The 26,532-nt window shown below is 34.3% G+C and carries 27 protein-coding genes; 9 read left to right on the forward strand and 18 right to left on the reverse strand.

Annotated features, from left to right (window positions below; all coding sequences use genetic code 11):
- Positions 1-147: 147 nt before the first annotated feature.
- From ACJJV4_RS11590 to ACJJV4_RS11615, 6 genes are all read right to left on the reverse strand, one after another.
- Positions 148-570, reverse strand: a complete 423-nt coding sequence (locus tag ACJJV4_RS11590; protein ID WP_405294580.1) for an OsmC family protein — start codon at positions 568-570, stop codon at positions 148-150.
- Positions 571-646: 76 nt separating this feature from the next.
- A complete protein-coding gene (locus ACJJV4_RS11595) occupies positions 647-1,696 on the reverse strand; it encodes an aminotransferase class I/II-fold pyridoxal phosphate-dependent enzyme (protein ID WP_405294582.1) in 1,050 nt (349 codons plus the stop codon).
- Positions 1,696-2,706 carry a dipeptide epimerase gene (locus ACJJV4_RS11600; RefSeq protein WP_405294584.1) on the reverse strand — a complete coding sequence of 337 codons (1,011 nt, stop codon included), beginning with the start codon at positions 2,704-2,706 and terminating at the stop codon, positions 1,696-1,698. The genes ACJJV4_RS11595 and ACJJV4_RS11600 overlap by 1 nt, the downstream gene beginning before the upstream one ends.
- 30 nt (positions 2,707-2,736) lie before the next feature.
- Positions 2,737-3,081 (reverse strand): HopJ type III effector protein, encoded by a 345-nt coding sequence (locus tag ACJJV4_RS11605; RefSeq protein WP_159018736.1) that lies wholly within the window; start codon positions 3,079-3,081, stop codon positions 2,737-2,739.
- 4 nt (positions 3,082-3,085) lie between these two features.
- Complete coding sequence (gene rsmI / locus ACJJV4_RS11610) at positions 3,086-3,760, reverse strand: 16S rRNA (cytidine(1402)-2'-O)-methyltransferase (protein WP_405294586.1); 675 nt, start codon at positions 3,758-3,760, stop codon at positions 3,086-3,088.
- Complete coding sequence (locus ACJJV4_RS11615; RefSeq protein ID WP_405294588.1) at positions 3,760-4,503, reverse strand: hypothetical protein; 744 nt, start codon at positions 4,501-4,503, stop codon at positions 3,760-3,762. Before ACJJV4_RS11615 ends, rsmI begins: the two co-directional genes overlap by 1 nt.
- Before the next feature lie 97 nt (positions 4,504-4,600).
- Here ACJJV4_RS11615 and ACJJV4_RS11620 point away from each other — a divergent pair, with 97 nt between their 5' ends.
- The 4 genes from ACJJV4_RS11620 to ACJJV4_RS11635 all read left to right on the forward strand — a co-directional run bounded on the left by ACJJV4_RS11620 (position 4,601) and on the right by ACJJV4_RS11635 (position 7,971).
- Entirely contained in the window at positions 4,601-5,248 is a 648-nt protein-coding gene (locus ACJJV4_RS11620; protein WP_405294590.1) for a thymidine kinase, read from the forward strand.
- Complete coding sequence (gene alr, locus ACJJV4_RS11625) at positions 5,241-6,356, forward strand: alanine racemase (RefSeq protein WP_405294592.1); 1,116 nt, start codon at positions 5,241-5,243, stop codon at positions 6,354-6,356. The genes ACJJV4_RS11620 and alr overlap by 8 nt, the downstream gene beginning before the upstream one ends.
- Before the next feature lie 82 nt (positions 6,357-6,438).
- Complete coding sequence (gene mscL / locus ACJJV4_RS11630; protein WP_159018731.1) at positions 6,439-6,846, forward strand: large conductance mechanosensitive channel protein MscL; 408 nt, start codon at positions 6,439-6,441, stop codon at positions 6,844-6,846.
- 135 nt (positions 6,847-6,981) lie between these two features.
- Positions 6,982-7,971: an aspartate-semialdehyde dehydrogenase gene (locus ACJJV4_RS11635; protein ID WP_405294594.1), complete on the forward strand. Its 990-nt coding sequence runs from the start codon at positions 6,982-6,984 to the stop codon at positions 7,969-7,971.
- Positions 7,972-8,031: 60 nt separating this feature from the next.
- On the opposite strand, the gene ACJJV4_RS11640 is transcribed toward ACJJV4_RS11635, so the two are convergent.
- Positions 8,032-8,988, reverse strand: coding sequence for a M28 family metallopeptidase (locus ACJJV4_RS11640; protein WP_405294596.1), 957 nt, complete (start codon positions 8,986-8,988; stop codon positions 8,032-8,034).
- 127 nt (positions 8,989-9,115) lie between these two features.
- Between ACJJV4_RS11640 and ACJJV4_RS11645 the strand changes: the two genes are divergently transcribed.
- Entirely contained in the window at positions 9,116-11,269 is a 2,154-nt protein-coding gene (locus ACJJV4_RS11645; protein WP_405294598.1) for a prolyl oligopeptidase family protein, read from the forward strand.
- A 61-nt stretch (positions 11,270-11,330) separates the two neighbouring features.
- Here the strand turns inward: ACJJV4_RS11645 and ACJJV4_RS11650 are convergent, their stop codons facing one another.
- A complete protein-coding gene (locus ACJJV4_RS11650) occupies positions 11,331-12,140 on the reverse strand; it encodes a DUF1853 family protein (protein ID WP_405294600.1) in 810 nt (269 codons plus the stop codon).
- A gap of 68 nt (positions 12,141-12,208) precedes the next feature.
- Positions 12,209-13,177: a tryptophan--tRNA ligase gene (gene trpS / locus ACJJV4_RS11655; RefSeq protein ID WP_159018726.1), complete on the reverse strand. Its 969-nt coding sequence runs from the start codon at positions 13,175-13,177 to the stop codon at positions 12,209-12,211.
- A gap of 115 nt (positions 13,178-13,292) precedes the next feature.
- Here trpS and ACJJV4_RS11660 point away from each other — a divergent pair, with 115 nt between their 5' ends.
- Complete coding sequence (locus tag ACJJV4_RS11660; protein ID WP_405294603.1) at positions 13,293-14,030, forward strand: lysophospholipid acyltransferase family protein; 738 nt, start codon at positions 13,293-13,295, stop codon at positions 14,028-14,030.
- An 84-nt stretch (positions 14,031-14,114) separates the two neighbouring features.
- Here the strand turns inward: ACJJV4_RS11660 and ACJJV4_RS11665 are convergent, their stop codons facing one another.
- From ACJJV4_RS11665 to recA, 4 genes are all read right to left on the reverse strand, one after another.
- Positions 14,115-15,677 (reverse strand): hypothetical protein, encoded by a 1,563-nt coding sequence (locus ACJJV4_RS11665; protein ID WP_405294605.1) that lies wholly within the window; start codon positions 15,675-15,677, stop codon positions 14,115-14,117.
- The gene (locus tag ACJJV4_RS11670) at positions 15,677-16,219 is read right to left on the reverse strand and encodes an RNA polymerase sigma factor (protein ID WP_405294607.1); all 543 of its coding nucleotides are present in this window, start codon (positions 16,217-16,219) and stop codon (positions 15,677-15,679) included. Before ACJJV4_RS11670 ends, ACJJV4_RS11665 begins: the two co-directional genes overlap by 1 nt.
- A gap of 27 nt (positions 16,220-16,246) precedes the next feature.
- Entirely contained in the window at positions 16,247-16,654 is a 408-nt protein-coding gene (locus ACJJV4_RS11675; RefSeq protein WP_405294609.1) for a hypothetical protein, read from the reverse strand.
- 158 nt (positions 16,655-16,812) lie between these two features.
- Entirely contained in the window at positions 16,813-17,820 is a 1,008-nt protein-coding gene (recA, locus tag ACJJV4_RS11680; RefSeq protein ID WP_341560226.1) for a recombinase RecA, read from the reverse strand.
- A gap of 569 nt (positions 17,821-18,389) precedes the next feature.
- On the opposite strand from recA, the gene ACJJV4_RS11685 reads away from it, so the two are divergent.
- From ACJJV4_RS11685 to ACJJV4_RS11695, 3 genes are read left to right on the forward strand one after another with little or no spacing between them, the layout of a single operon-like run.
- A complete protein-coding gene (locus ACJJV4_RS11685) occupies positions 18,390-19,463 on the forward strand; it encodes a rhodanese-related sulfurtransferase (protein WP_405294611.1) in 1,074 nt (357 codons plus the stop codon).
- 10 nt (positions 19,464-19,473) lie between these two features.
- Positions 19,474-20,718: a peptidase U32 family protein gene (locus ACJJV4_RS11690; RefSeq protein ID WP_405294613.1), complete on the forward strand. Its 1,245-nt coding sequence runs from the start codon at positions 19,474-19,476 to the stop codon at positions 20,716-20,718.
- A complete protein-coding gene (locus ACJJV4_RS11695) occupies positions 20,718-20,948 on the forward strand; it encodes a ferredoxin (RefSeq protein ID WP_405294615.1) in 231 nt (76 codons plus the stop codon). Before ACJJV4_RS11690 ends, ACJJV4_RS11695 begins: the two co-directional genes overlap by 1 nt.
- A 54-nt stretch (positions 20,949-21,002) precedes the next feature.
- On the opposite strand, the gene ACJJV4_RS11700 is transcribed toward ACJJV4_RS11695, so the two are convergent.
- From ACJJV4_RS11700 to ACJJV4_RS11720, 5 genes are read right to left on the reverse strand one after another with little or no spacing between them, the layout of a single operon-like run.
- Complete coding sequence (locus ACJJV4_RS11700) at positions 21,003-21,359, reverse strand: DUF6686 family protein (protein WP_405294617.1); 357 nt, start codon at positions 21,357-21,359, stop codon at positions 21,003-21,005.
- Between the two features lie 13 nt (positions 21,360-21,372).
- A complete protein-coding gene (locus ACJJV4_RS11705; RefSeq protein ID WP_405294619.1) occupies positions 21,373-23,574 on the reverse strand; it encodes a PepSY domain-containing protein in 2,202 nt (733 codons plus the stop codon).
- A gap of 48 nt (positions 23,575-23,622) precedes the next feature.
- Complete coding sequence (locus tag ACJJV4_RS11710; protein ID WP_405294621.1) at positions 23,623-24,114, reverse strand: DUF2271 domain-containing protein; 492 nt, start codon at positions 24,112-24,114, stop codon at positions 23,623-23,625.
- 5 nt (positions 24,115-24,119) lie between these two features.
- Complete coding sequence (locus tag ACJJV4_RS11715; RefSeq protein WP_405294623.1) at positions 24,120-25,613, reverse strand: ankyrin repeat domain-containing protein; 1,494 nt, start codon at positions 25,611-25,613, stop codon at positions 24,120-24,122.
- Positions 25,614-25,619: 6 nt separating this feature from the next.
- The gene (locus ACJJV4_RS11720) at positions 25,620-26,522 is read right to left on the reverse strand and encodes a DUF6607 family protein (RefSeq protein WP_405294625.1); all 903 of its coding nucleotides are present in this window, start codon (positions 26,520-26,522) and stop codon (positions 25,620-25,622) included.
- Between the last annotated feature and the right edge of the window lie 10 nt (positions 26,523-26,532).

Raw genomic sequence — 26,532 nt, forward strand, 5'->3', positions numbered from 1 at the left:
TGTGTTTCTTTAAGAGGTTTCAAATGTAATTAAAACTTTATACTTAAAGGTGCTTCATACAAAATACTAATAATTATAGAACCTTATTTTTTATACCGTTTAGCTTAAGGCTAGCGAGTTTTACTGCGTTTGTTAGACTTTAAAATATTATTTTGAATGAAAGTGCGTTTCAATGGTTAATTCTGAAAATTGACGGAACATTTCCATTACACCACAATATTTCTCTATAGATAAATCGACTGCTTTTTGAAGTTTCTTTTCATTTAAATTATTACCATGAAAGTGAAAATGCATACCTACTTTATCGTAATACTTAGGGTGTTCTTCTGTTAAATTTGCTTCGGTTTCAATTTTGAAAGTATCTACATCTAGTTTCATTTTTTTGATTAATGATGCTACATCGAGTCCAGAGCAACCAGCTAAAGCGGATAGCATCAACGCTTTTGGGCGATAGCCTTCACTTTTCCCACCGTTTTCTTCGCCTGCGTCTATAAAAAGGTTGTGTCCTGATGGGTTAGTACTTTCAAATTTCATTTCACCTAACCAGGTTGTAGTAACTAAATTTTTCATTTTTCTTAATTTGTTTGCTCAAAAATAGTATAAAATAATGTAAAAGCGGTTTTCTTCAAGGAGAAGGAACAAGGTTTCAATACCCATTCAAAATCTCACAAAGCCTATTCATATCATCTTCTGTATGTGCTGCGCTAATTACAATTCTGCTCATTACAGGTGAAGTTTCATCAGGATATCTAAAACTTGTGACTATAATATTATTTTTTTCGAGGTGTTGATTTAATTTTTCATCGGAAAAAGTAAAGGTAGGATGCCCTTTCATAAGCTTGAAGCGTTGAAGGTTTTTAGTCTGCTTTAAGAAGAGTTTTAAGTTATATTCTAAAGTTCGTCGTTTGGAATTATAAATAGATTCCGCATCTATAAGAGTGGCAACATTTGCAGGTGCGGCTGGACTTGCTCCTCCGAAAAACGGTGTGTTTTTAAAAACATTTATACGAGTTCTTAATCCAAAAATAGCACCAATTTGAACTCCAAACCCTTTTCCTAGAGAGCAGCAAACTATTAGTTCTTTAGGCTCCAAAGCATTAATAGTTTTAAAAACACCTTCACCATGTTCACCAACAACACCAATACCGTGGGAGTCATCAACAACTAAAATAATTTCAGAAAGAGGAAGTGTTTTTAATCCTTCAAAATCAGGAAAATTTGTACCATGAAAATCAATAGCATCTAAAAAAACAATAGGTATTTGTTTTGTGTTGTTTTTTAAATGAAGATTTAAAGCGGTTTTTAGTTCTTGATAAGATTGAACCGATTTATTTTTTGTAACCGATAAGTTTAACGCCGCATGTGTGTTTGGAGCATAAAAGAACGTGTAATCTGGAGTGTTTAAGCTTTGCGCAACTAATTGTCCTGCTAAATAACCCGAAGAGAGGCTAACACAGGCTTGACTACCTATATGTTTGGCTAAATAAGCTTCAACATCATCATAAATGGAAATGCGAATATTGGATTTTCGTGATGCACCATAATTGGTGCCATATTTTTTAATATTTTCAATAAATAAATTTTGGAATTCGATGTCTGTTTGAAGACCTAAATATGATGTTCCGCCAAAATAGAGATAGGTTTTACCTTCAATTGAAATGTGATTTGACGGAAAGGAGTCTAAATTATAAGTCATTATTTTAAAGTTACACCACTGCCTCCTAAAGTAGGGAAAATAACACTGGCGTCTTCTTTAATAATAACGCCATTTGCAATATCTTCTTTAAGTAGAAGCGCGCCATCCATATCAACATAATCGAGTTGAGGTATAAGTTGGGCAATAGCCGAAATACCAACGGTAGATTCCGTCATGCAGCCCACCATAACTTTTACGCCCATGGCTTTACCTTTTTTAATCATGCGCAAAGCAGGTGTTAAACCGCCGCATTTCGTTAGTTTTATATTTATACCGCTAAAGTGTGTTCCGCAGGCTTCAACGTCGTTTTCAACAATGCAACTCTCGTCTGCAATAACAGGTAAAACGCAATGTTTCATTACTTTTTTCATACCTTCCCAATCATCAGCTTTTAATGGTTGCTCTAAAAACTCAACACCTAATTCCTTTAAAAGCGGTGCGTTTTTAATAGTTTCATCTGCTGTCCAAGCACAATTAGCATCAATTCTAAAAATAGCATCACTTTCTTCTCTTAATGCTTTTATAATGTTAACATCGTCGTTGGTGCCAAGTTTTATTTTATATATAGGCCAAGGCATTTCTTTCATTTTGGCTACCATTTTATCAATACTAGCAATACCAATAGTATAGTTGGTTGTTGGGTATGTTTCTAAAGTTGTTCCCCAAATATCGTAAAGTGATTTGCCTTCTAGTTTGCCGTATAAATCGTGAGCAGCCAAATCTAAAGCGCAAATAGCGAAATTGGTTAAGCCTTTTTCAACTAAGAATGCATGAAAAGTTTCTGGTGTTGTAAAGTTGAAGTTTTCGATTTCAGCTGAAATCGCGTTAATTTCTGCCATCATGCTTTCAACAGTAATGTTGTAATATGGGTTAGATGTTGCTTCACCATAGCCTGTTTTTCTGTTTAGGGTAAGGCAAGCGATTAAGCTAGGTTGAATGTCGTGAGACTCTCTAGAAATGGTGAATGTATGTTTAAGTTTTAGGTTGTAAGCCTTTAATTGTATTTGCATTTATATTTTTTTATCGAGAGTGGAGACCTATTATTTTTCGGTTAATGCGTTGCCTTCAAAAGCTAATCCGTCAAAACCGGTTTTCATGAAGTTTCTAATGTTTTGGTGTCCGTCTCCGTTAGGATCTTTTAATACATCTTCAAAATAGTATTGACCAAAACAAGCAAGAGTTTCTTCTTTTGTAAAACCTTCGTTTTTGGCAAAGGCAAATAATTTACAAGAGCCAGAGTTTTCACCTGCAGCATTTGCTAATTCACCATTTGTAAAAGCGGTTGGTGTAAAATTGTATTTTGCTTCAAGAGTGTTTATGGTATCCGAAAAAGCAATGGTTTCCGGTGTGTTTTTTAATGTACTTTTAAATAAATCTAATGTCATTTTTTTATTTCTTTTTTCCTCCAACAATAATTACAATTTCACCTTTTGGTGGTTTGTTGGTATAATGTTCTAATACTTGTTTTGCGGTACCACGAATAGTTTCCTCGTATAGTTTTGTAAGTTCTCGAGAGACAGAAACCTCTCGGTCTTCTCCAAAATACTCACAAAAATGTCCTAACGTCTTAATTAATTTATGCGGACTTTCGTAAAATATCATGGTCCGAGTTTCTTCAGCTAAAAGTAGTAAACGTGTTTGGCGCCCTTTTTTTACTGGTAAAAACCCTTCGAATATAAATTTATCATTGGGTAGTCCAGAATTTACTAATGCAGGAACAAATGCTGTGGCACCCGGTAGGCAATCTACTTCAATACCGTTTTCAATACAAGCGCGAGATAATAGAAAGCCGGGATCGGAAATAGCAGGTGTTCCGGCATCGCTAATTAAAGCTACGGTTGTTCCACTTTTTAATTTCTGAATAATATTTTCAACCGTTTTATGCTCGTTATGCATATGGTGGCTTTGCATATGGGTCGAAATTTCAAAATGCTTTAAGAGTTTTCCTGAGGTTCGGGTATCTTCTGCTAAAATTAAATCGACATCTTTTAAAACCTCAACAGCTCTAAAGGTGATGTCTTTTAAGTTGCCAATAGGTGTTGGTACTATATAAAGTTTACTCATTATTCAAATTTAGCTTCAATAATTTCCATAAAGCGGGTTTCAAATTCCTCTTTACCGTTCCAGTTATTATAGTCTGGTTTTACCATAGTTTCAATAAAATCTTTGGCATTATTGAAAGAAAGAAAGGTGTTTAATTGGGAAATAACGCGATCGTAATCTTCATTTTGACCATCAAATAAATGTTTAATGAAGGCTATTTTATCATTTAAACCTATTTTTAAACCACCAGATTTAAGTTTATCGTTAAGCGATTTTTTATCGGTTAAAACACCGTTTTCATTTTTCTTTACAGGTTCAAAAATAGGCGTTTCTTCAAAGCCTAGAGTCAGGTCTTCTAAGTTATGTTTTATAATAGGTGTTTTAGGTTCTGCTTTTTCAAACAAATCGTCGACTTGTTGTGTTTCATGCGGCATTTGCGCTACCATGTCTTTAATAGTTTCCATTAAAGGCTCGGTAATAGGCTCGTTTTGGTTATCTTCTAGATTGGTGTAAATCGTGTCGTCATGCTCAATATTATCACTAATTTTATTGTTGAAGGCCGTATCGAGCATGCTAAAAAACGACGAGTCGTTACCGATGCTAGGTATATTATCTTCAAAATTTTCTTGCGCAAACTTTAAAACCGATAGCTTTTCAAACAATTCTTTTGCCTCGGTATGCATTTTAATAACATCTTCTTTACCTTTCAGTTTCAGAATTCTATGAGCTATACTTACAAGTTCAGATTCTAATTTCTTCTTCATTGTTTATAAATTTAAAATTTAAAGGTATTAAGGCGTTTGATTTTTAATAAATTTGCGTCACCTTTATACAAACCAATTTTAGTGTTAAAATTACGAAATGTTTCTTGAAAATACGGTAAATCATAAAGAACAATTTGGATGGATTGAAGTCATATGCGGCTCGATGTTTTCGGGAAAAACCGAAGAACTCATCCGTAGGCTTAAACGTGCGCAGTTCGCAAGGCAGCGTGTCGAGATTTTTAAACCAGCCCTAGATACGCGTTATGATGAGGAAATGGTAGTATCTCACGACTCTAACGAAATTCGTTCTACACCTGTTCCAGCGGCAGCAAACATCCCTATTTTGGCCGATGGTTGCGATGTGGTTGGTATAGATGAAGCTCAGTTTTTCGATGACGAAATAGTACGTGTTTGTAACGATCTGGCCAATAAAGGTGTTCGTGTAATTGTTGCTGGATTGGATATGGATTTTAAAGGAAATCCCTTTGGGCCTATGCCAAACTTAATGGCAACAGCCGATTATGTTACTAAAGTTCATGCGGTTTGTACCCGCACAGGGAATTTAGCTCAATACAGTTACCGTAAAGCGAAAAGCGATAGTTTGGTGCTTTTAGGTGAAGTGGAAGAGTATGAACCTTTAAGCAGAGCAGCTTATTATAAAGCTATGGAGCGGGATAAGTTAAGAAACATGCAAGTTAAAGAAGAAGAACAGATTCAATCTAAAACAAAAGATTCCGATGCTTAAAGCAAGAGAAACTGTGCTTGAAATCGATTTAAAAAAACTAAAACATAATTTTGAGTATTTAAAATCGAGACTTAATAACGATACGCTATTTTTAGCCGTAGTTAAAGCGTTTGCTTATGGTAATGAAGCTTCTGAAATTGCAAATTATTTAGAAACTATTGGAGCCGATTATTTTGCAGTAGCCTATATAAGCGAAGGTATAGCCTTGCGCAAAGCAGGTATTACTAAACCTATTTTAGTACTGCACCCGCAAACGGTAAACTTTAAGGTTTTAATCGAAAATAATTTAGAACCTAGTATTTATAATGCAAAAATACTTAAAGAATTTATAGAAATTGCTTCCGCGGAAAAAAAACAAAACTATCCTATTCACGTCAAGTTTAATACCGGTTTAAATAGGTTGGGATTTTGGCAAGGTGATGTAGAAACTATTCGTAATATTATAGGTGAAACCAAAAATATTCAGGTAAAATCTATCTTTTCGCATTTAGCAGCTAGTGAAGATTTGGAAGAAAAAGCATTCACTCTAAATCAAATAGAAACTTTTAAAAGTATTGCAGCTAATTTTGAAGACATATTTGGTTATAAACCTATGCTTCATATTTGTAATACTTCAGGAGTTCTAAATTATCCAGAAGCGCAGTTTAATATGGTACGTAGCGGTATAGGCTTGTACGGTTTTGGAAATTCCGAAGAAGAAAATGTAAACTTTAAACCTATTGCAACCTTAAAAACAGTGATTTCGCAAATCCATGAATTAAAAAAAGGGGAAACAGTTGGTTATAACCGAGCATTTAAAAGTGAATCTGTATTAAAAACGGCAACCTTACCTATTGGTCATGCCGATGGTATTGGTAGAATTTATGGAAATGGAAAAGGTTTTGTTACTATAAATAATAAAAAAGCACCCATAATTGGCAATGTTTGTATGGACATGATTATGGTAAATATTACAGATATAGATTGTAATGAGGGTGATGAGGTTATTGTTTTTGATGCTAATTTTACCGCAGAAACTTTAGCACAAACAGCAAACACAATCTCTTATGAGCTGATAACGAGTATCTCACAAAGAGTAAAGCGTGTTGTTATAAATATTGAAATATAAAGACTTCATTTAAATTGTGACTTTTTAACTATATTGTGGTCTAAATAATTATTAACCAAGAAATTTATTAAAATTTAAAATTATGCTTAAAGAATTTAAAGAGTTTATTACAGGTGGTAACGTTATAGAGTTTGCCGTTGCAGTGATCATGGCAGGAGCTATTGGTGGCGTTGTAAAAGGATTTGTTGACAATATCGTTATGCCGGTTGTTGGTCACTTCACAGGTGGAACCGATTTTGCTAACATGAAAATTGTATTAACAGAAGCTGCAGTTAACGCTGAAGGTGCTGTAACTACTGCAGAAAATGCAATTATGTATGGTGCTTGGATTAACACTATTGTTAATTTAGTTATTGTAGGTCTTGTAATGTTCTTGATTGTAAAAGCATATAATAAAACTAAAAAGCCAGTAGAGGTTAAAGAAGAAGCTCCTGCAGGACCATCTCAAGAAGATTTACTTGCTGAAATTAGAGATTTACTTAAAAAATAACAAAATGTTAATTATATAACAAGCTGTTATTTGTTGTTAAAAAGCCCTCATTTTTCGTAAATGAGGGCTTTTTTTAGATTTTAGAATAGAATTAATACTTAGTTTTGCTAACAGAAATTTAATAAACAAAAAATTATGAAAATAGCAGTTGTAGGTGCTACTGGAATGGTAGGCGAGGTGATGCTAAAGGTTTTAGAAGAACGTAACTTTCCTGTTACTGAATTATTATTAGTAGCTTCAGAGCGTTCTGTTGGAAAAAAATTAACTTTCAAGAATAAAGAATATACCGTTATTGGTTTAGCCGATGCTGTTGCTGCAAAGCCACAAATCGCAATTTTTTCTGCAGGTGGAGATACATCGGTAGAATGGGCGCCAAAATTTGCTGCAGCTGGTACAACGGTAGTAGATAATTCTTCTGCATGGAGAATGGATCCAACTAAAAAATTAGTGGTTCCAGAAATTAATGCGAGCGAATTAACAAAAGAAGATAAAATTATAGCAAACCCTAACTGTTCTACCATACAAATGGTAATGGCTTTGGCTCCGCTACATTCAAAATATAAAATGAAACGTGTTGTTGTTTCAACTTACCAATCGGTTTCTGGTACAGGTGTAAAAGCTGTAAAACAACTAGAAAATGAAATTGCTGGTATTGAAGGCGACATGGCTTATCCTTACCCAATAGGTAGAAACGCATTACCGCATTGTGATGTTTTCATGGAAAACGGATACACAAAAGAAGAAATGAAATTGGCTCGTGAGCCTCAAAAAATATTTAACGATCGCACATTTTCTGTAACAGCTACAGCTGTTCGTATTCCTACTGCTGGTGGGCATTCAGAATCTGTTAACGTTGAGTTTGAAAATGATTTCGATTTAGTTGATGTTCGTAAAATGTTAAGCGAAACACCAGGTATTGTACTTCAAGATGATCCTTCTACAAACAGTTATCCTATGCCAATTTTTGCACACGATAAAGATGAGGTTTTTGTTGGGAGGCTTAGAAGAGATGAAACACAACCTAACACTTTAAATATGTGGATTGTTGCCGATAACTTACGTAAAGGTGCTGCAACAAACACCGTGCAAATTGCTGAATATTTAGTAGCAAATAACTTAGTGTAATTTACACTTTTTTAAATATTTTAAGCTCCTGTAAATTTTACAGGAGCTTTTTTTTTGGTGTTAATCTTGGTTTATAAATTCCATGTTATCAGTTGTCGATGCTTTGTTTAAAATAGCTTGAAAAACATATTCACAAACCAGCTTTTCACCCTCTAAATTTATAAGTTCCAAAGTGTCTTCGGGTGTGTGATATTGTGGGTGTCCGCCAGTATGTACTCCTAAAACCGATATGTTTTTTTTGTAGAATGAAACATGATCGGAGCCACCAACAGATCCTGCGTGAACTATAGGGTTTAAATCTAGAGATTCTCCGAGGTTCTTCATGAAATCTACGCCATTAGTAAAAGTGCCTGCACCACCTGCATACACATGTTTTTTATCGTTTAAGCGACCAACCATATCCATGTTAATCATTAATTTTATTTGAGAAAGTGGAATTAACGGATTTTCTACAAAGTATTTACTGCCTAGCAAACCTTGTTCTTCGGCTCCAAAGGCAATAAATAGTACACTTCTTTTTAATTGGTCTTGTTTTGAAATTAACTTTTCTGCAATTTCTAATAGAGCGGCTGTTCCGCTAGCATTATCATCAGCGCCATGATATACCACGCCTCTTTTATCCGATTTGGAAGATGGTCCGCCAAGTCCTAAATGATCGTAATGCGCTCCTAAAACTATGTATTCGTTTTTTAATTCCGGATCGTTTCCTTCAATAAACCCAATAACATTACAAGTGTTCACTTCTGGTTTTTCGTCTTCGCCTTTATCAACTCGTAATATGGCTTTAAAATGTTGTTCGTAATTTTTACTTAACGGTTTTAAGCCTATAGCTTTAAATTCTTTTTTAATATATTTTACTACGCGTTTAGCGCCTTTTTCTCCTGGAAATCTCCCTCCGTTTTTATCTAATATTAAAAATTCAATATGATCTTTTATTTCATTTTTGGTTATTTCAGTTTGAGAAAACATACTGAAATATGATGCGATGGATAATACGAGTAGTGCTGTTTTTTTCATTATTAGGGTTTTGAGTAACATTGTCAAATATATAATTATACGGTATTTTAATTCTGTTATTATTGAATAAATCTAGAACTTTAGCTTATGTTTTTTGTTTATTTTTGAATGATTAATTTAATGAATCATGAAAAAAATAGCGTTAACGTTTTTCTCATTAAGCTTGCTTGTTGCTTGTGGAAATGATAAAACAGAAAAAAAAGAGATTGTTGTGAGTTACCCAAAAACAAAAACTGTAGACACCGTAGATACTTATTTTGGTGTTGAAGTAAAAGACCCGTATCGTTGGTTAGAAGATGATAGAAGTGCAGAAACTGAAGCTTGGGTAAAGGCTGAAAATGTGGCTACTAATGTCTATTTAAATAAAATTCCGTTTAGAGAAGCTTTAAAAAAACGTTTGTCGAAATTATGGAACTACGAAAAAGTAGGTGCACCTTTTAATGAGGGCGATTACACGTATTTTTATAAAAACGATGGATTGCAAAATCAAAATGTGCTTTATCGTTTTAAAAAAGGGGCCGATTCTAAAACAGCAACTGTGTTTTTAGATCCGAATACCTTTAATGAGGATGGAACAGTGTCTTTGGGGGCAACAAGTTTTTCTAAAAACGGAAAAATTTTAGCCTATACTATTTCTGAAGGCGGAAGCGATTGGCGGAAAATTCTAATCATGGACGTGGAGTCTAAAGAAATTACAGAAGACCCTTTAATCGATGTTAAATTCACACAATTATCATGGTATAAAAACGAAGGTTTTTACTATTCTAGTTACGATAAGCCAAAAGGAAGTGAGCTTTCGGCTAAAACAGATCAGCATAAAGTATACTATCATAAATTGGGAACAGCACAAAGCGCAGATCAATTAATCTATGGTGGAACACCCGAAGAAAAGCACCGTTATATATACGCCAACGTTTCCGAAGATAATAAATACTTGTTTATATCTCCTCGTGTTTCAACCTCCGGAAACAAGCTTTTAATAAAAGATTTATCTGTGCCGAATAGTGAATTTATTTCCATTTTAGATCACACAGATAGCGATACAGGTGTTCTAGAAAACGAGGGAAGTAAACTTTATTTGGTAACGAATTTAAATGCGCCAAATAAAAAAATAGTAACGGTAGATGCTACAAATCCAACACCAGATCATTGGGTGGATTTTATCCCAGAAACCGAGCATGTGTTGTCTATTTCCAAAGGTGGTGGTTACTTTTACGCAACTTATATGGTCGATGCGATTTCTAAAGTAAAACAGTACGATTATAGCGGTAAATTTATTAGAGATATAGAATTACCAGGTTTAGGAACAGCAAGTGGTTTTGGTGGTAAAAAAGAAGAAAAAACAAATTATTTTTCGTTTACAAATTATAATACACCAGTTACAACTTATACTTTAAATGCCGACTCTGGCGTTGTGGAATTGTATAGAAAATCTGCTATTGCATTCAATAGTGACGATTTTGAAAGTCATCAGGTATTTTACAAATCTAAAGATGGAACAAAAATACCAATGATGATTACGCACAAGAAAGGACTAGAACTTAATGGTAAAAACCCGACTATTCTATATGGTTATGGAGGGTTTAATGTGAGTTTAACACCGTCGTTTAGTACACCTAATGCAGTTTGGATGGAGCAAGGTGGTGTTTATGCCGTAGCTAACCTTCGTGGCGGTGGTGAGTATGGAAAGGCTTGGCACGATGCTGGAACACAGCAGAAAAAACAAAATGTATTTGATGATTTTATCGCTGCAGCGGAATATTTAAAGGCGCAAAATTACACGAGCACAAAGTATTTAGCAATTCGAGGCGGATCTAACGGAGGTTTATTGGTTGGTGCAACCATGACGCAGCGTCCAGATTTAGCACAGGTAGCTTTACCTGCTGTTGGTGTTTTGGATATGTTACGCTACCATACGTTTACTGCGGGAGCTGGTTGGGCTTATGATTATGGAACAGCTGAAGATAATAAAGCGATGTTTGAATACTTAAAAGGGTATTCGCCAGTTCATAACGTGAAGTCTGGAGTGGAATATCCTGCGACTTTAGTAACTACAGGAGATCATGACGATCGCGTTGTGCCTGCGCATAGTTTTAAATTTGCAGCCGAATTACAAAGCAAACAAACAGGAAGCAACCCAACGTTAATACGTATTGAAACGGATGCTGGCCATGGTGCAGGAACGCCAATAAGTAAAACTATTGAGCAATATGCCGATATATATGGATTCACACTTTTTAATATGGGCTTTAATAAATTGCCTGTTGTAATTGAAGAATAAATAAGTTTTAAATTTAGGCCTAGTAGACTTTATACTCTGCTAGGTTTTAAAAATAATGTGATTACCACCAAACTAAAAAACACTTGTTTAGTATTCCGTTTGGTTGTTTTAACCAGAAAATTGGTGAAAATTTACGTTCTAAAATGGTATTAGAAACGGTTGTAAATTCTAGATAATTCAGCCAATCTACTTGAGTGTGCGGCGCTATAATCCAATCTATCTTCTTCGAAATATAAAATTTACATTCTGAAAATTGAGCGAGCTGTTCTTTTTTGATGTAAAAACCTGAAATACAGTCTTGATTTAAGGTTTTTAAAATAATTTTTTGACCTAAAGGAATAAATAGTTGTGCTTTAAAATAAACTTGTTGATCAATTTCTGAAGCTTTTAAACCTAGGTTTTCTAAGTAAGGTTCGCAACTTTTAGAATAAAGTAAAGGCAATTGCTTTTCACTAAGTTTTTTTAGTTTTTCTATTAGGGCATCTTTTCTGTTAGGACCAACAAAACAATCAATTTCCGAATCGCCTTCCGAGGCATCGTAAATATAAAACTTGTAAATAACTTCAAGATGAATCGGTTTTTCATCCCTCAGTAATAAGCAATCTATTTCGCCTAAAGTAATTTTGTTCTCTTGAATTTGAAGATTTTCTGAGAGTATTTTAATGGCTGGATTTTGGCTTAATTCGAAAGAAACTAAGCGTTCTATATATTTTCCGACTCTAAGTTTGTCATCAATATCTAAATCTATTTTATCAAATTTAGAGGGGATTTCAAATTGAGTCATATTAAAAACTACATCCTTTTTCCATAAACTAGGTGTTTTCAGGAAGCCGTCGTATCTATTCTGTACGTCTTTAGTGTGTTTTGTCACAAACTCAAAATATTATAGACTTGCCAAAATGTTTAGCATTCAGCAAGTCTTTATGTGATTCTGGTATTTTAGTAACCAACCTTTTCTCTAACTCTGCTCAATACATCGTTAGCAACTAATTGCGCTTTTTTTGCACCAATAGCCAAAGCAGCATCAATTTCGTTTAGGTTATTCATGTAGTAGTTGTAGCGTTCACGTTGTGTTGCAAATTTTTCAATTATCAATTCAAATAAAGCTTGTTTTGCGTGTCCGTAACCATAATTACCATTTTCATAATTAGCTTTCATGGTTTCAATTTGAGCTTCTGTTGCTAGCAAACTGTATATAGCAAAGCAGTTACAAGTACTCCAATCTTTAGGGTCTTCAAGCGCTGTGCTATCAGTTTCGATAGACATTATTTGCTTGCGTAATTTTTTATCGGTTAAAAATAGATTGATCGTGTTATTAGCGCTCTTACTCATTTTACCACCGTTGGTACCAGGAATAAGTTTAGTGTTCTCTTGTATTTTTCCTTCTGGTAATACAAAAGTTTCACCCATTTTGGCATGAAAACGCGATGCAACATCACGTGTCATTTCTATATGTTGTAATTGGTCTTTTCCAACAGGGATAATATTGGCATCGTACAATAAAATATCGGCAGCCATAAGCATTGGGTAAGTAAATAACCCAGCGTTAACATCGTCTAAACGGTCTGCTTTATCTTTAAAACTATGTGCTAAAGTTAAGCGTTGGTACGGAAAAAAACAGCTTAAATACCAAGATAGCTCTGTAGTTTGTGGAATATCGCTTTGGCGGTAAAACACCGTTTTCTCAATATCTAAACCAAAAGCAAGCCAGGTTGCAGCAGTAGAATACGTGTTTTCGCGCAATGTTTTTGCATCTTTAATTTGAGTTAAAGTGTGTAGGTTTGCGATAAATAAAAACGAATTGTTTTCAGGGTTTTTAGCCATTTCAATTGCTGGAATAATAGCTCCTAAAATGTTACCTAAATGTGGTGTTCCTGTGCTTTGTATGCCTGTAAGTATTCTTGCCATGTGTGCGTTCCCTAAATTGCGGGAATCTTGTTAAAATTAAACTCAATTTTTGATATGCTAGCAAAGGTAATTTTTTTAATAGAATTGCTCAATACAATTATGTATTTTTGAGACGATGAAAGTTTTTAAATACATTTTTTGGGTATTGTACCGAATTTGGTTTTATATACTGGTAGGGTTGCCCATAATTATCTTATTTCCAATTTTATTAGTTTCTATCGCTAAAGAGGCTTGGTACCCATTGTTTTTTAGGATAGCTCGGGTTTGGGCTAAAATAATTTTGGTTGGTATGGGCTTTGCTTATAAAATAGATAGAGAGGAAACTCCAGATCGCTCTAAAAGTTACATGTTTGTTGCCAACCACACTTCTATGGTTGATATTATGTTAATGCTAGTTTCGGTTAAAAATCCGTTTGTTTTTGTTGGGAAAGCCGAGTTATCTAAAATTCCGTTGTTTGGTTTTTTCTATAAGCGCACCTGTATTTTGGTAGATAGAAGTTCTGCTAAAAGTAGACAAGCTGTATTTTTAAGAGCGCAACGCCGATTAAAAACAGGTGTGAGTATTTGTATTTTTCCAGAAGGCGGTGTGCCGGAAGAGCATATAGATTTAGATACCTTTAAAGATGGTGCTTTCAGGTTAGCTATAAACCACCAAATACCAGTTGTGCCAATTACTTTTGCTGATAATAAAAAGCGATTTTCTTACACTTTTTTTAGCGGTGGTCCGGGTAGAATGCGTGTTAAGATGCATAAGTTTATTTCAACTGAAGGTTTAACTATTAAAGAAACCCGGGAATTGAATGATGCATCTCGAGAAATAATATTTAACCAACTACAAGCATTTAAAAAATAAAAAAACGACCCTAAGTAGAGTCGTTTTTATTTAGTATTGATTTCCGAGCTTAAAGGAAATCAATAACTAGATTTAACCAAAAACCTAAAATTTAATAGCGAGTCCGGTGTATACGCCAACAAAGAATGGCTGAAAATCACCAGATGTATTATTGAATGTGTTTATTTGATATTTAAGCATAGGCTCTAAATTTAAGTCAATCTTTTTAGTAACTTGGTAGTTTAAACCTAAACCGAAGTTAGCACTGTAGCTTACCTTATTGATGTTATTTGCTTCACCTAAGAATGTGCGACTTCCATCTTGAGCTTCCGAAAATACTTCATTATTGTTTAAAAATAAAGAGCTAAAACCACCTATAACATTAACGCCAAATTTATTGCTTAAAACTGCATATTGTAATTCTAGTGGCACTTCTATGTAGCCCAAACTTTGATTTATAGAGGTGTTTGAGGTTTTTAATAAACTGGCAGCACTTTTCTCACTGAAGTTATCGGCGCTAATTAGTGATAATTGTTCGGTTGGTGCGTTGCTAACACTATTATTACTTACATTTTGTAAAGAGCTAGTCGTAGATCTTACACCAATAGATTGGTAGCTTACAACATCGTTCGTGTTATAACCAAGGTTAACACGATTAACCCCCGAGCGTATACGTAACCTTTTATTTACTGCATAACTAGCCGTAACACCATAACTCATATTTACTTCACCTGTTTTAGAGTTGCTATTAAATTGAGGGTCTATAGACGAGCCTTTTCCAGTGGTATTAAAATAAACAGGAGCAGCATTGGCTGCTAAACTCCAACGATCTTTTGGGCTCTCTGTATCAATCAAATCTTCTGTTTTATTTAGAGCGTCTTCAATGCTTAAGCTATTCTCTTTAGTATCATTAGAGGCAATAGTTTCCCTAGTTTCTTCTGTTTTAATTTTCTCTGCTTTAGTCTTTTCTAGATTTGTGGTCTCTGTATTTGTTTTAGCAATAATTTTTTCTTCGGAAATTGAAATATTATTGTTTTTGTTTTCCGCGGAAGCGTTACTTTCTTTTGAATTTTGTTGGGCTACAGTATTTTTGCTATTTGTATAAAGTGCATTTTCTTTTTTGTTTTTTACTAAAGAAGATGGCTTGCTTTTGTTCGAGTTTTTCGCTGATTGGGCGGAATTACTATTGGTTTGATTTACATGGTCGGCGCTTGCAATTGTTGTTGCTGTTGCAGAGTTTTGATTATTGCTATTCGTGTTTTGATTGTTGTTTTTATTACTAATAGTATGTTTTTCCGAATCTGGATTTACACTGTTTTCTTGGCTGTTTTGCTCTGAAATGGCTGAATTTATAGTTGTATCTGAATGAATTGCATCAGTAATAGATGTGTTTTCAATTTCGGAGGCTTGTTTGGCTTCTGTATTAACAACTTCATGTGTTTGATTGCCTTCAGTTTCGTTGTAAAAGGTATTAATACCTAGCATTAGAAAAACTAACAAAAGTGCAGCAACACCTGCGTAACGCCACCAAATTGGTATTACTCGTCGTTTTTTCTTGTCTTGATTAAGCTCGGCTTCTATATTTTTCCATATAGCATTGCTGGGAGTGGCTTCAAAATCTTTTAAGCCTTCCTGGAAAAGTCTGTCTATGTGTTTTTTATCACGCATTATAATGATTGCAAACTTGTTGCGGATTTATGTGTTTCGATGGTTTGTTTCAAAATTTGTCTAGCACGCGCTAAATTAGATTTTGAAGTTCCTATTTTAATTTTTAGCATATTTGCTATTTCTTTATGCGAATAATCATCAAGTACATACAGGTTAAAAACGAGTCGGTATCTATCGGGTAATTCTTGTATTATTTGAAGTAAATAATCTATAGAAAGTTGGTCGTCATCTATATCGACTTCAACATCTTCAATGGCATCTTCATTAATAATATCAAAAACTTTTTCGTTTCGGTAGCGTTGCATTACGGTATTAATGGTAATGCGTTTTAGCCAACCTTCAAAAGAGCCTTTGTTTTTAAATTGATCTATTTTTTTAAATATGGTTAAAAATGCATCTTGCAAATTATCTTCTGCTTCTGTATAGTTTCTAGAATATTTTAAGCACACGGCGAAAAGTTTACTCGAAAAGAGTTTGTACAGTTCGCCCTGTGCCTTAGTATTGTTAGTTTTACAATTTTCTATGAGTTGATTTAAACTCAAAATTATACACGTGTTAATTAGTTATTTTTACTCTACAACAGGCACTTCAATAGTTAAATATTGGTTTTCGCCGTCGGCATCTTCGCCTTGCCAAAATTTAAAAATATACGAGCCATTACTAGTGACAATAAAGTTAAAAGTGTTTTCAACCAGTTCATTTTCTAGTGTTTCACAATCATTATTTTCGAGCACATAATTAATTGGAGCAACCGTACGTTCGTTATTGTTTTTAAGATAGTAAAACTCTCTAAAAGTGTGGCAACTAGATGGTTTAAAGTACGAAACAGTTATGGGGTAAGTTTCTCCTAATATAAATTCATCTGGAATATCAACACTTTCTACAGGTAAAATCTCAAAACTATAATCTATGGCGCCATCATCTACACTACAAGAGGCCAATATTAAAGTTAAACAAATTACAAGCAATTTTTTCATTTCAAAATTTTTAAGTTAAAATTCTCATTTTGTTTTATAGATGCATAAATTTTAAAATGGTTGCGTAGATAATAGGTTTTAGTTTAGTAAGCCTAACGTTTAGAGCAAAAAAAATCCCGAATGTATCGGGATTTTATATATTTAAAAGAAAACGATGTTTAGTTCAGGCTTTCTTTAATAGCTGCTTTTATTTTTTGTTCTAACTCATCAAAAAGCTCTGGATTGTCTTTAATAATTGCTTTTACAGCATCACGACCTTGCCCAAGTTTAGTATCTTCGTAACTAAACCAAGAACCACTTTTCTTTACAATTTCGTACTCTACAGCAACATCAAGAATTTCACCAACCTTACTTACGCCTTCTCCATACATAATGTCGAATTCGGCCATTTTAAATGGTGGAGCTACTTTGTTTTTTACAACTTTTACTCTGGTTTTGTTACCTAAAACATCACCATTACTGTTCTTAATTTGTGTAGAACGACGAATATCTAAACGCACAGATGCGTAGAATTTTAATGCGTTACCACCAGTTGTAGTTTCTGGGTTACCGAACATTACACCAATTTTTTCACGTAATTGATTAATAAATATTACAGTACAGTTTGTTTTGCTAATAGACCCTGTAAGTTTACGTAAAGCCTGAGACATTAAACGTGCGTGTAAGCCCATTTTAGAATCTCCCATTTCGCCTTCAATTTCACTTTTTGGTGTTAATGCAGCAACTGAATCGACAACAACAATATCGATAGCGCCAGAACGAATTAAGTTATCGGCAATTTCTAATGCTTGCTCCCCATTATCTGGTTGAGAAATTATTAAGTTATCTATATCTACACCAAGGTTTGCGGCATAAAAACGGTCGAAAGCATGCTCTGCATCAATAAAAGCTGCAATTCCACCAGCTTTTTGAGCTTCGGCAATAGCGTGTAAAGTTAATGTGGTTTTACCCGACGATTCTGGCCCGTATATTTCAATAACACGTCCACGTGGATATCCTCCAACGCCTAAGGCGATATCTAAACCTAAAGAACCTGAAGGAATAGCTTCAACATCTTGAATAGCGGCATCGCTCATTTTCATTACCGTACCTTTTCCGTAGGCTTTATCTAGTTTATCTAAAGTAAGTTTTAGTGCTTTTAATTTCGCTTCTTTTTCGCTGCTCATTATATATTTTTTTTCTGAAGATTTGTCTGCTAAAATACTACATCTTTTGGGAGAACACAATAATAGTTTTCAACATAATTTAGATTGTAATAGGGTTGATTTATTGGTTTTTGGAAGAAAATTGAACTATTTACGCAACCTTTTAGTTTGTTTTGCATCTATTAAATGAAAAAGGGAAAATTGTTTGCTGTGAAATTTAACAAATGAGCACTTGATAACGACTAGCTCAAACTATTTTAATAGCACTTAGATATTTATTATTTAGGTGCTTTTTTTATGCGCGAAATTTAAATAGGTGTTTTGATCGCCATTCTTTAAAAAAGAAATAAAACTAGTAAAATGAATTATGTGCTTTAAAAAATGGTGTTAACAAACACTCGCGCTAGGGATTGCAGCATTGTTGGAGCTCTTTTTGTGTTGTTGCACCTATGCAACACAAAAAAGCAACTGCGGAAAGCCCGACCCTTTTGGGGTAGCGCCCAAAATGTTTTCATTCTAAGGTACAGTTGTTTTGAAAATATTATCTTTGTGGCTTAAAATATTTCTTAACCTTAAAAACTTAGTATAGCATGCAACTGTACAATACATTAAGCGCCGAAGAAAGAGCTGAATTAATCGACAACGCAGGAAAAAGTCGATTAACACTTTCTTTTTATCAGTATGCCAAAATTGGCAATCCACAAATTTTTAGAGATCATTTGTTTTTAACTTGGGACGCTATGGACGTTTTAGGTCGAATTTATGTTGCTCAAGAGGGCATTAACGGACAATTGTCTTTACCGGCCGACCGATTTAACGAGTTCAAGTCGCATTTAGATACCATAGATTTTTTAAAAGATATACGATTAAATGTTGCTGTAGAGCAGGATAACAAATCGTTTTTGAAACTTAAAGTAAAAGTGCGTAACAAAATTGTTGCCGATGGATTGAATGATGACACGTTTGATGTGCGTAACAAAGGTGTGCATGTGGATGCCGACAAATTCAATGCATTAATTGAAGATGAAAATACGGTTTTGGTCGATATGCGAAACCATTATGAGAGTGAAATTGGGCATTTTAAAAATGCTATAACGCCAGATGTGGATACCTTTAGAGAATCTTTGGATATTATTGAAGACGATTTAAAAGCGCATAAGGAAGATAAGAATTTAGTCATGTATTGCACCGGTGGTATACGTTGCGAAAAGGCGAGTGCTTATTTTAAGCATAAGGGTTTTAAGAATGTATTTCAGTTGGAAGGTGGTATTATTGAATACACGCGCCAGGTGAAGGAGCAGGAATTAGAAAATAAATTTTTAGGACAGAACTTTGTGTTCGATGAGCGTCGTGCAGAACGTATTAGTGATGATGTTATTGCGAATTGTCACCAATGCGGAACGCCTTTCGATGTGCATACCAATTGCGCAAACGAGGCTTGCCATTTATTATTTATTCAGTGTGATTCTTGCAAAGAAGAAATGAATAATTGCTGTTCTTCAAACTGTAAAGAGATACATGCTTTGCCTCACGAAGAGCAAAAAGCATTACGAAAAGGCCAAGGTAATAGTAATGATATTTTTAAGAAAGGGCGTGCCGATCACTTACCATATAAAAAAGATTTGCGTAACATTTTTGAGACTTTAAAAGTCGATAAAATTTAAATCTACGGTTATGCAAAAAATAGAATTAATGGCGCCTGCAGGTAATTTTGAATCTCTGCAAGCAGCCTTAGATAATGGCGCAGATTCGGTATACTTTGGTGTAGAGCAATTAAATATGAGAGCTAGGGCTTCGGTAAATTTTACATTAGACGATTTACCAGAAATAGCAAAACGTTGTGAGGCCAAAGGGGTAAGGAGCTATTTAACTTTAAACACTATAATTTACGATCACGATTTATCCATTGTAAAAACCTTAATTACCCAAGCTAAAGAAGCGAACATAACGGCTGTTATTGCTATGGACCAAGCGGTAATTGCTATGGCTAGAGAAAAGCAAATGGAAGTGCATATTTCTACTCAAATTAATGTAACGAACATTGAAACGGTTAAGTTTTATGCGTTGTTTGCAGATACTATGGTTTTAAGCCGTGAGTTGAGTTTACGTCAGGTTAAAAAAATTACTGAGCAGATTGAAAAAGAACAAATAAAAGGTCCGTCCGGAAAACTTGTTGAGATTGAAATATTTGGTCATGGTGCACTATGCATGGCTGTTTCTGGTAAATGCTATATGAGTTTGCATTCTCAAAATTCATCTGCAAATAGAGGTGCTTGTAAACAAAATTGTCGAAAAAAATATACGGTTATCGATCAAGAAACTGGTTTTGAAATGGAGCTGGATAACGAGTATATTATGTCACCTAAAGATTTATGTACCATAGATTTTTTAGATGAAGTGTTCGATGCTGGTATTAAAGTTTTAAAAATTGAAGGTCGAGGTCGCGCCCCAGAATATGTTGCAAAAGTGATAAAATGCTATCGTGAAGCTATTGATAGTATTGAAAACGGAAGCTATAATAAAGCAGAGGTAATTAGCTGGATGCAAACGCTAGAAACAGTTTACAATCGTGGTTTTTGGAGCGGGTATTATCTTGGGCAAAAACTTGGAGCGTGGAGTAAAGGTTCTGGGTCTCATGCCACACAAAAGAAAGTCTATATTGGTAAAGGCACACACTTTTTTCCTAAGGCAAATGTTGGTGAGTTTAAAATTGAAGCTTACAATATTAATGTTGGCGATACTATTTTAATAACTGGACCAACAACGGGTGCTCAAGAATTGGTAGTTGAAGAGTTCTTGGTAAACGACCAAAAATTGAGCGAAGGTTCAAAAGGTGATATGGTGACTATAAAATTACCATTTAGAATCCGCCAGTCTGATAAGCTATATAAAATTGTTGAAAATAAAGTGGAAGCCTAATGGTTGTTATTACATTACAGCGGAAAAAATGTATTGGTTGTAACTACTGCGTTGAGTTGGCTCCCGATCAATTCCAGATGTCGAAAAGAGATGGAAAAACGGTATTGCTACACGGCCAAGATAAAAAAGGATTTTTTACTTTAAAATCTAACGACGAGCTTATTTTTGAGGCTTCTGATAATGCAGCTAAGGCTTGCCCTGTAAAGATAATTACTGTAAAACAGGTTTAATCTCACTTGTTATAAAGAATATTAAAATGCTACGGGAGACATCTTGTGGCATTTTTAATTTAATATTAAGGTGTAATCAATATCCGTTAGGTGTAAAACACTTATTTCTTTCCGGTTTTCTAAGTTAAAAAGAGCTTGCAACTCTTTAATTTCTTCGCGTTTAAACATAAGCACCAAATTAGTTTGCATAGAAGGAATTGGAATTTTGCGCTGCACTTTTGCACAAGCATATTTATCTTCCCAATAGTCCATTTCTATATTCATGATATAGTCTTTAAATTGTTTAAAATCACTTTGTTTAAGTTCTAAGTATATATTATTAAATTCAAGATGGAATACTTGGCATTCACTACAAAAAGAGAGTTCTCCCGAGGGTACCCTAGATAAAACTTTTACACGATCTCTACACAATAATTTATATTTTTTAATAGCAGTCTGTTTTTATTTGATTGTTGTTTTGAAAGGCACTTAAGGGTTGGTTTAATGCCGTTGAGGTCATTTCATCAAGCACAGTTAAAACGCCGTTTTGCATGGCTATGGAGCCGCAAATCATTATGGTTCCCCCTGTTTTTAAAACACGCACTATAAGATCTTGTCGTTCCGAAATTAAATTTTGAACGTACTTTTTTTGATTCTCTTCTTGTGAAAAACTCACATAAAACCCAGAGAGGTTATTGTTGTGAAATGCGCGATCGATTAACGGTGCGTACATTTTTAAGGATGCCTTTGTTCGGCCACCCCAGAATAATTGTTTTTTTGCTTGTCTTGTAGCGTCGTTTATCATACCAAGAAATGGAGCAATACCTGTTCCATTAGAAATCATTACGACTTCTTTTGCTCTTCGAGGGATGTAAAATTCGGAATTCGATTTTATTTCGGCTGTTACCATATCGTTTATGTTTAGGTTGTTGAAGTAGTTTGAAATTAAGCCAAACTCGTGCTTTTTAATGCTCAATAAAATGTTGTTGTCTAATTTTGCAATAGAATATAAACGTTCTACAGTATCATTTTTTGGGTAGATTGAGAGGAGGTCGCCCGATTGAAATTTTGTTTTTTTAGTTGGTTTTAAATGAAGTAAAAAAGATTGATCTTGGTTTATGTTTGTGCGGTTTACTAATTGAAACGTTTTTTGTTTTTTAGGATTTATTTGTTTTACAGGAGTTTCTATGTCGAGTTCTAAGCCTTGGCTATCACTCCATTTTTTTGCCCAAAAACAAAAGTCGTTATACGATTGATTGTTTATTTTTTGAAGCGGAACATTTGGAATAAAATTTTCATGTATTTGCAACATACCATCTACAATAACGGCGTATTTGCAATGATCGGGATAAGCCAAAGAACCGAAGCCAACAACCGAATATTGCAAGGTGTTAGATATGTTTGTTTTATAAACTAACCTTTCGAAGTTTTTAGCGTTTGTAGGCGCTTCGCCTTCGCCGTAAGTCGATGTGAAAATAATGAGGTTTTTAGCGTTTTTAAAAGAGGTGTATTTGTTTAACTCGGTAATAAAAACAGTTTTTCCGGTTTTTAAAAGAGCGTTGTAAAATGCATTAGAAAGGCCAAAAGTGTTTCCTGTTTCGGAGCCAACAAGTATAATGTATTCGGCTTCGTCTTTTTTGTATTTGTTTTTTGGCAGCGTACTTTTTTTAGTGCGCTTAATAGTCATGGCGAAACCAGAATAAATAAAGAATAAAATAGCAACACATGTTAGTAGTAAAGCAAGCGACCACAATATGCTGCCTTGCCCTGTATGCAATACAAAACTTAGGTTTGAGGCTTGTGAAACTAAACCTGTATTTTGTGAGCTAATAACAGCTCCAGAGTTTTGATTTACGAGTAGTTCTTTGTTTTTTAATTTCACTAAAAAATAGTCTTCAATATCATCTGAAAAAGGGAATTCTAGATGCTCAACTTCATTTAATTTTATATTTTGAAATATTTTGAAGTCGGCAACCTCAAGTTTTGCCGTTTCATTAAAAGCTTCTTCTGGAAATTGATGCGCTATTTTTTCCGAAGGAAGTAAAGAAAACTTTACTAAAGAGAGGTAAACACCTGTAATAGTAACTATTATTATCGGAATAAGCGTGTAACGACCAATAATGATGTGGTAATATTGCTCGAATTCTTCTTTTACAATTTTGGAGAAAAATTTAGTAGAACCGCCTTGGCGTTTTATAATAAGAATAATGCCTGTAACAGCCATTAAAAACAGCAGAAAAGAGACGATGCCAATAATAGCTCTGCCTGTAGATTTTAAAAATAATGACCGATGTAAATTGGTGGCAAATTTAAAAACAGGCGCTTTTTCAATAAGTTTACCTAGTTTTTTTCCTGTAAAAGGGTTGATATAAAACGTTTCATTGTTTCCTTCTTTTGTTATTACAGACGCACTTACAAAATCATTTTTATCAATATCAATATTTATTACTTCTGTATATTCGCTTTGTAAAACTTGGATAGTTTTAGCTAAAGACAACGTCTCTGCTTGGTGAACAGCATATGGCTCTAGCTGATTCGAAATAGGTTCGAATGCTAAAATAATGCCCGTAACTGAAGCAAGGAGAATAAATAGTGAAGAAGATATAGCCAAGATAAGATGGCTATATCTCCATATAGAAATGGTCATTATTGCAATATTTATTGGTGTTAAGGTAGAGGTGTTACCCCGAGAGGTTTATTGCGCCATCATACGAACATAACGTATATAACCATTTCCTTCATGTTTAAGTTTTACGTTCTCGGAAGTTAATAAGAACTCAACATCTTTGGTGTGGTATTCTTTGTCTTCTACGGCAGACTCAAAACGGATGCTATAACCAGCATCTATTTTATCGTTTTCAATTTCAATAACACTTATAGAGCGTTCGCCACCACCAATGGTTGCTCCTGTAATGGCATCAATATTGGTTCTTTTTTTACCGTAAAAACGCCACCATTCCGAGATATCGTGATACCATTCATCATCATCACCTTGCATGTAAAGTGTTTTTTCGTATTCGCCTTCTGGATTAATTAGGGAAATAACAACGTAAGCGCCTTCACCCGAATAATTAATCATTTGTACCATGCACTTAAAAGCATTTGGTTTTGGCGAAAAAGCAAAAGATGCTAGTAGCGTGATGGTAAGAAGGGTTAGGAAGGTATATTGTTTTATATTTTTTTTCATGATTTTTATTTTAAGAAGTTAATATCGGTAGCGTTGGCTTTTAGTAACTCGTTTTCTTGTGCTAGATCGTAAACAGACTCGTCGAATTCAGTTAATGCCGTTTTATCTGCACCTTGAGCAATTAAGTATTTTAAAATGCTATCATCTTTAGATTTCATAGCAGCAATGTGTAACACCGAAAGCCCATTAGTATTGGTCGCGTTAATATCTATTTTAGAGGGTTCTAAGAACTTCAATAAATTTATATCTAGCTTTTCAATAGCTGTTTGGTAAAGTGTGTTTTTTTCTGCTTGTACTGCTGAAAAATCAACGTTGTGTGCTTTTAATAATTCTGCTTTTTTGTAGAAATCATCTTTGTTTCTTCTGCTGTAAGCATTCACTAAATAGTAAGCTAAATTGTTTCCTTTTTTATCTATAATTTTAGGGTTGGCATTATTAGCCAATAAATAGGAAACAACTTCTGGTTTATTGCGTTGCACCGCTAAAGTTAAGGCCGATTGACCGTCTTTATTCGTTAAATTGATGTCTTTTTTTTGCTTAGCTAAATGTTTTACAATTTCTAAACTGTTAGATTGAGCAGCTTTAATAAAAGGGGTATTTCCTTTTTTATCGGCTTGATTAGGGTCAACTCCTTTTTTAAGAAAATAATCGATTACTTTAACATCTTTAGTGCTAGATGCTACGTTTAGTAAAGGGTTAACACCTTTTGTAGTGGTTACATTTGGGTTTATACCTAAACTTTCTAAATAGTTGTAAACGTCTATTCCGTTAGAGTGTCCGCGACCACCTTGGCTAGCAAAAATAAATGCGTTTCCTCCATTTTTGTTTATGGTGTTGTACTCAATGCCTTTAGCTACAAGTTTTTTTAGCATAGCGATGTTTCCAGATTTAGCTGTATAGTTAAATACACCATTTCCGTAATTATCTTTACTTTTTAAACTTATTCCTTTAGCTTCAAAATAATCTACAATATCAAAATTTGAGGCTTTAGGTATTAAAAGTAAAAGCGCATTGGCACCATCTTTACTTGTTTCAGTTTTTACGTTAGCACCTTTAGCGATTAAGGCATCGTAAATTTTAGTATTTGTTTCTCCTGCTGTAGCGGCAAAAATTAATGGAGAACTACCTTTATCGTCTATAATATCTACGCGAGCGCCATGGTCTAACAAATAATTTACAAGCTCTAAATTTCCTGAGTATGCTGCCCAAAACAAGTAGGTTCTACCGTCGTGTGTTAATTTGTTAACTTGGTTTTCTTCAAAACTTAATAAGTATTTTACAATATCGAAATCGGCTTTAGCAAAAATAGAACTTGTTACAGCATCGAAACCAAAAGCAGTTAATTCGGTTGGGCTATGGCCTGCTTCTACGGTTTGTTTTATAGTTTCTAAATTAGGCTTAGAACTCCAGAATTTTTTATCGTGGAGAAGGTTAGAGTCTTGCGCTGTAATTTGCAGACTAAAAATTAATAAAAGAACTGTGTTTAAAATTGTTTTCATGAGGGGTTATTTTACAAATGATTCTATAACTGGATTAATTTTTTCTGCGGTATCATAGTTTTCTTCATCGAATAAAAACTTATAGAGAGGCTTGTTGTCAACCTTTTCTTCAAGGTTTAGGCTTTTATTTCTACCATAAATATCGCCCCATTTGGTTCTAACTAAAGCCCATTTATTTTGGTTTTTGCTCCGCCAATCTGCTGCGGCTTTACATTTGCTATCTGCAACTTTTATATAGGTGTTGTACCCTTTTTCTTTAGCTAAAATCACATCTGCTTTTCTGGCTTCGCGAATTACTTTAACGTTATCTTGGTCGTGTACCCAACCTGTAGTTGTAATTTCGTGACGGTTACCGCGAGTTGTTACGTTGTAATCGCTACGTTTTGTGTATTCTCGTCTTGGTAGTGGTGCATCGGTGGTGTTTTCCCAATATTCTTTTCCATCAATATGTACCCAAGTTCCCGAACCTTCGTAACGTGGGCTATCATCTACTTGATATACTTTTTGCGTCCATTGCCCTTTAACTTCGGCCTTTGGTTTTGTGATAAAATTCCAAGTATTATCACTATTAAACATATAAAAATCGGTGTTTTCATAAAGCCAATCTTGTCTCCAGTGCTTCACAATATAAGGGCTGTTTGTCGGGCCAACTTGCAATAAGTGCTGAATAGAAATTTTGTTTTTGTCATCTTCAACCAATTGAGCCCATTCCAAACCTTTATCAATTTTGGTTTCCGATGGTTTGTAAAGCGAGTCTTCACTATAGTTGAAAGTTTCTGCAAAATTAAAAGTTACCTCAAAACAACCGCACATCTTTTTAATAGCTGCGGCATCTTGTTTTTTGTTTTGAGCAAACCCATTTATGGATGTTGTTAAGAAAATTAAAGCTAAAAGTGCTAGTTTTTTCATTTTGAAACGT

The organism is Algibacter sp. Ld11 (genome assembly GCF_045066735.1).
GTDB lineage: Bacteria > Bacteroidota > Bacteroidia > Flavobacteriales > Flavobacteriaceae > Algibacter.